At 69.1% G+C, this 4356-nt stretch carries 5 protein-coding genes; 3 read left to right on the forward strand and 2 right to left on the reverse strand.

Going from position 1 to position 4356, the window contains the following annotated elements; all coding sequences use genetic code 11:
- Positions 1 to 125 precede the first annotated feature (125 nt).
- Entirely contained in the window at positions 126 to 1316 is a 1191-nt protein-coding gene (locus ACXJKH_RS15980) for an MFS transporter (RefSeq protein WP_457320761.1), read from the reverse strand.
- Between the two features lie 112 nt (positions 1317 to 1428).
- On the opposite strand from ACXJKH_RS15980, the gene ACXJKH_RS15985 reads away from it, so the two are divergent.
- Positions 1429 to 2355: a LysR substrate-binding domain-containing protein gene (locus ACXJKH_RS15985; protein WP_256777011.1), complete on the forward strand. Its 927-nt coding sequence runs from the start codon at positions 1429 to 1431 to the stop codon at positions 2353 to 2355.
- Here ACXJKH_RS15985 and ACXJKH_RS15990 read toward each other — a convergent pair.
- Positions 2330 to 2800: a YehS family protein gene (locus tag ACXJKH_RS15990; RefSeq protein WP_256777010.1), complete on the reverse strand. Its 471-nt coding sequence runs from the start codon at positions 2798 to 2800 to the stop codon at positions 2330 to 2332. The genes ACXJKH_RS15985 and ACXJKH_RS15990 overlap by 26 nt on opposite strands.
- A gap of 156 nt (positions 2801 to 2956) precedes the next feature.
- Between ACXJKH_RS15990 and ACXJKH_RS15995 the strand changes: the two genes are divergently transcribed.
- Together ACXJKH_RS15995 and ACXJKH_RS16000 are read left to right on the forward strand one after the other, a co-directional pair.
- Complete coding sequence (locus ACXJKH_RS15995; RefSeq protein WP_457320764.1) at positions 2957 to 3442, forward strand: hypothetical protein; 486 nt, start codon at positions 2957 to 2959, stop codon at positions 3440 to 3442.
- Positions 3443 to 3481: 39 nt separating this feature from the next.
- The gene (locus ACXJKH_RS16000; protein WP_457320766.1) at positions 3482 to 4231 is read left to right on the forward strand and encodes an SDR family NAD(P)-dependent oxidoreductase; all 750 of its coding nucleotides are present in this window, start codon (positions 3482 to 3484) and stop codon (positions 4229 to 4231) included.
- Positions 4232 to 4356: the final 125 nt, after the last annotated feature.

A 4356-nucleotide genomic window follows, 5' to 3' on the forward strand; every position in this document is an offset into this window, starting at 1 on the left:
CGGCTGCTCCCACCCACCGCGCAAATGCAGCCGACCAACGGTCGGCTCTACGGCGTCACGTCGCGGCAGCCGACCAACGGTCGGCTCTACGGTGTCACGTCGCGACAGCAGACCAACGGTCGGCGTTACGACGCCTTCCGCTTCTCCGCGACCGCCGCCCACGCCCACACCCCCATCGCCACGACCGCCACCCCAAACCCGGCCACGCACACGCCCATCCACCCGAACGCGCCATACACCTGCGCCGAGACCAGCGACCCCAACGAACCGCCGATGAAGTACCCGGTCATATACCCCGCATTGAGCCGGTTGCGCGCCTCGGGGCGCAGCGCGAACACCACGTTCTGATTGCTCACGTGCAGCAGCTGCGCCGCCAGGTCCAGCACCAGCACGCCCACCACCAGCGCCACCAGCGACTGCGTGGAAAAGCCCAGCGGCAGCCACGACACCGCCAGCAGCACCAGCGCCAGCGTCGTCGCCAACGCCGCCTTGCCCCGGTCCGCCATCCGCCCCGCCAGCCCTGCCGCCAACGTGCCCGCCGCGCCCACCAGCCCGAACAGCCCGATCGTCGCGTCGCTGTAGTGGTACGGCGCGCCCGCCAGCAGGAACGCCAGCGGCGTCCAGAACATGGCGAACATCGCAAAACTCAGTGCGCCCAGCAGCGTGCGCAGGCGGAACACCGGCTCCTGCGCGAACAGCGTCCCGATCGAGCGCAGCAACGCGCCATAACCCAACCCCGCATGCTGGTAGAAACGCGGCAACGTGCGATACAGCACCCACGTGGTCAGCACCAGCGTGCCCGCGGCCATCCAGTACACCCAGCGCCAGTCGCCCAGCGACGACAACGCACCGGCCACCGTCCGCGCCAGCAGGATGCCCAGCAGCAGCCCGCTCATCACCGTGCCCACCACCCGGCCACGCTCTTCGGGCCGTGCCAGCGTCGCCGCGAACGGCACCAGCACCTGCGCCACCACCGAGAACAACCCGGTGATCGCCGTGCCCACCAGCAGCCAGACGAATTCATGGCTCAACGCGCTCACCACCAACCCCGACGCCGACAGCAGCGACATCACCACGATCAACCGCCGCCGCTCGAACATGTCGCCCAGCGGTACCAGCAGCACCACGCCCACGCCGTAGCTCAACTGCGCCGCCGTCACCAGCATGCCCGCGCGCCCGAAGGACACCCCGAACTCGCCGGCGATGGTGTGCAGCAGCGGCTGCGCGTAGTAATTGCTGGCCACCGCCACGCCCGTGGCAAAGGCCATCAACAGCACCTGCCAGCGGCTCAAGGGGGTGTGGACRTCGGCGGTCATACGGCTTCCAGGTGTCAGGGGGACGCCAGTGTCCGCCTCGCGTCGCGATGATGGAAATGAATAGTTATCATCCAGCGCATCTGGAAAATAGATGGATGGTGGAGATGTTGGCGTGAACCTCAAACAGCTCGAGTTCTGCGTGGCCCTGGCCGAAGAACGCAACTTCACCCGCGCCGCCGCGCGCTGCCACGTCGTGCAGTCCGCACTCAGCCACCAGATCGCCCACCTGGAAGAAGAACTGCAGGCCACCCTGTTCGAGCGCCTGCCGCGCCAGGTACGGGTCACCCCGGCCGGCGAGGTGCTGCTCACCCACGCGCGCCAGGTGTTGGACTCGCTGCGCCACCTGCGCGAAGACGTCGCCGCCGTCGCCGGCCAGGTGCGCGGCACCCTCACCATCGGCCAGATCACCTCGCTCACCGCCGTGGACCTGGTCGCCTGCCTGGCCGCCTTCCACACGCGCTACCCGCAGGTGGAATTCCGCCTGCGCATGGACAAGAGCGAAGTGCTGATGGAAGACGTGCGCGAGCGCCGCGTGGATGTCGCCTTGGTCGGCCTCTCGCCGGGCACCGCCATCGACGGTGCCTGCCATCGCCTGCTCGCCGAAGAATCGATGGTGGCCGTGCTGCCGCCCAACCACCCGCTGGCCAGCCGCAAACGGCTGTCGCTGGCCACCCTGGCCGAACTGCCGCTGGTGGACTTCCAATATGGCAGCGGCGCGCGCCGCCAGACCGACGAGGCCTTCGCCGCCGCCGGGCTACCGCATCGGGTGCCGTTCGAGATCAACCATATGTCGCTCATCGAGCGCTTCGTACAGCAGGGGCTGGCGGTGGGCATCGTGCCGGTGGCCATCGCCGCCGGCTTCACCGGCGTGGCCTGCGTGGCCATCCAGGATGCGCCCGTGCGGCGCGTGCATGCGGTGTGGTCGAAACTGCCCACGCCGGCGGCGCGGGCCTTCATGCAGGAACTGCTGCAGCACGTGGCCCCGCAGGCCGAGCCACGTACCGGGGTGGGGCTCAGGCAGCGCGCACGCGCAGGGTGAGGCCCTTGAGGAAGTTGCGCAGCAGCTGGTCGCCGCAGGCCCGGTAGTTCTTGTGGTCCGGCTGGCGGAACAGCGCCGACAGCTCCGGCTTGGACACCGGGAACCCGGCGTTGTCGAAGATCTCGTGCATGTCCACGTCCTTCAACTGGAACGCCACGCGCAGCTTCTTCAGCACCAGGTTGTTGGTGATGCGCTTTTCGACCGGGCGCAGCGGCTGGCTCTCGTCGCGGCCACGGAAGTGCACGATCAGCCCATCCAGGAAGTGCGCCAAGGTGCGGTCATCGCACGGCACGAAACCTTCCTCGTCTTCCTTGCGCAGCCAACCGGCCACGTCGGCCTTGTCGATCACGAAGGCCGGGTCGGCCAGGGCACAGGTGTCGGCAATCATGCCGTCGCTGAGGTCGAGCATGTAGCGGATGCTGCGCAGTACATCGTTGTTGATCATGGGACGTCCAATACCGCCGGCGCGGCTGCGCGGCTGGCGGCCATTTTACCCCCTGCCGGTCGCCGGCCCCGTCGCGACCGGCGCGGCTGTCATCTGGCTGCCATGAAAGTGAAGCATAGTGCCGCCATCGGGCATCGACAGGCAGTGGAGCAGGCAATGCGCAGGTGGCAGGCAGTAATGGGTGCGGGAATGCTGTGGCTGGCCGGATCGGCCGCCGCCCAGGTGCCCTACGTGGCGATCGAACAGCGCGTGGACCCGCAGGCACTGGCGCAGGTGGGGCTCACCCCCGCCCAGTTGCAGACCTTGAACCGCCTGCTGCAAGAGGCCGACGCGCGCGCCCCGTCCCCGTCGGTGGCCGCCGCCCCGGTCGCCGCGCCCGGCGCGCCCACCCCCGCCCCGATGTTCCCCGGCCTGGACGACGGCCCGATCAAGGCCAAGGTCACCGGCCAGGTGGATGGCTGGGCGCCGGGCACCGTGTTCACCCTCGACAACGGCCAGCAGTGGCAGGTGCTCAAGGGTGAAATGACGCTCAAGGCCAGCCGCAGCAACCCCGAGATCGTCGTGGTGCCGGGCATTGCCGGGCGCTGGTTCCTGCAGGTGGACGAAGACCTGCCCAAGGCGCGCGTGTTCCGCATCCGCTGATCGGTGCGAAAATGGCGGGGATTCCCACGGAGTACCCCGATGACCCGTACCGCTCTGATTACCGGCGCCACCTCCGGCTTTGGCGCTGCCGCCGTCCATCGTTTCGCCCAGGCCGGCTGGCGTGTCATCGCCACCGGCCGGCGCGCTGAACGGCTGCAGCCGCTGGTCGACGCCTACGGTCCCGAGCGCGTCCATGCGGCCGTCTTCGACGTGCGCGACAGCGCCGCCATGGAGGCCGCACTGGCCGCCCTGCCGGCCGACTTCGCCGCCATCGACCTGCTGGTCAACAACGCCGGCCTCGCCCAGGGCACCGCCCCGGCGCAGAGCGCCTCGCTTGAAGACTGGCGCACCATGATCGACACCAACGTCACCGCCCTGGTCACCCTCACCCACCGCCTGCTGCCGCAGCTGGTGGCGCGCAAGGGCGCCATCATCAACATCAGCTCGGTGGCCGGCGTGTACCCGTACCCGGGCGGCAACGCGTACGGCGGCACCAAGGCGTTCGTCAGCCAGTTCTCGCTCGGCCTGCGCGCCGACCTGCACGGCACCGGCGTGCGCGTCACCACCATCGAGCCGGGCATGGCCGAGACCGAGTTCACCCTCGTGCGCACCCACGGCAACCAGGCCGCCTCGGACACCCTCTACACCGGGGCGAACCCGATGACCGCCGAGGACATCGCCGAGCAGATCTTCTGGGTGGCCAACCTGCCGGCGCACCTCAACATCAACCGCCTGGAGCTGATGCCGGTAAGCCAGTCGTTCGCCGGTTTCCAGGTAGCGCGCGACTGATCCAACCGGATCGCTCCGGTAGAGCCGACCGTTGGTCGGCACTTCGCATCCCCCAACGGCAGCCGAGCATGGCTCGGCTCTACCCTTGGCAGCGCGGCATCCCGGTAGAGCCGAGCCATGCTCGG

The organism is Stenotrophomonas sp. P5_B8 (assembly GCF_054049855.1).

Excerpts from the sequence above, each read along its gene's own strand:
- ACXJKH_RS15990 (WP_256777010.1), bottom strand. The coding sequence starts at position 2,800 with ATGATCAACAACGATGTACTGCGCAGCATCCGCTACATGCTCGACCTC.
- ACXJKH_RS16000 (WP_457320766.1), top strand. The coding sequence starts at position 3,482 with ATGACCCGTACCGCTCTGATTACCGGCGCCACCTCCGGCTTTGGCGCT.
- ACXJKH_RS15995 (WP_457320764.1), top strand. The coding sequence starts at position 2,957 with ATGCGCAGGTGGCAGGCAGTAATGGGTGCGGGAATGCTGTGGCTGGCC.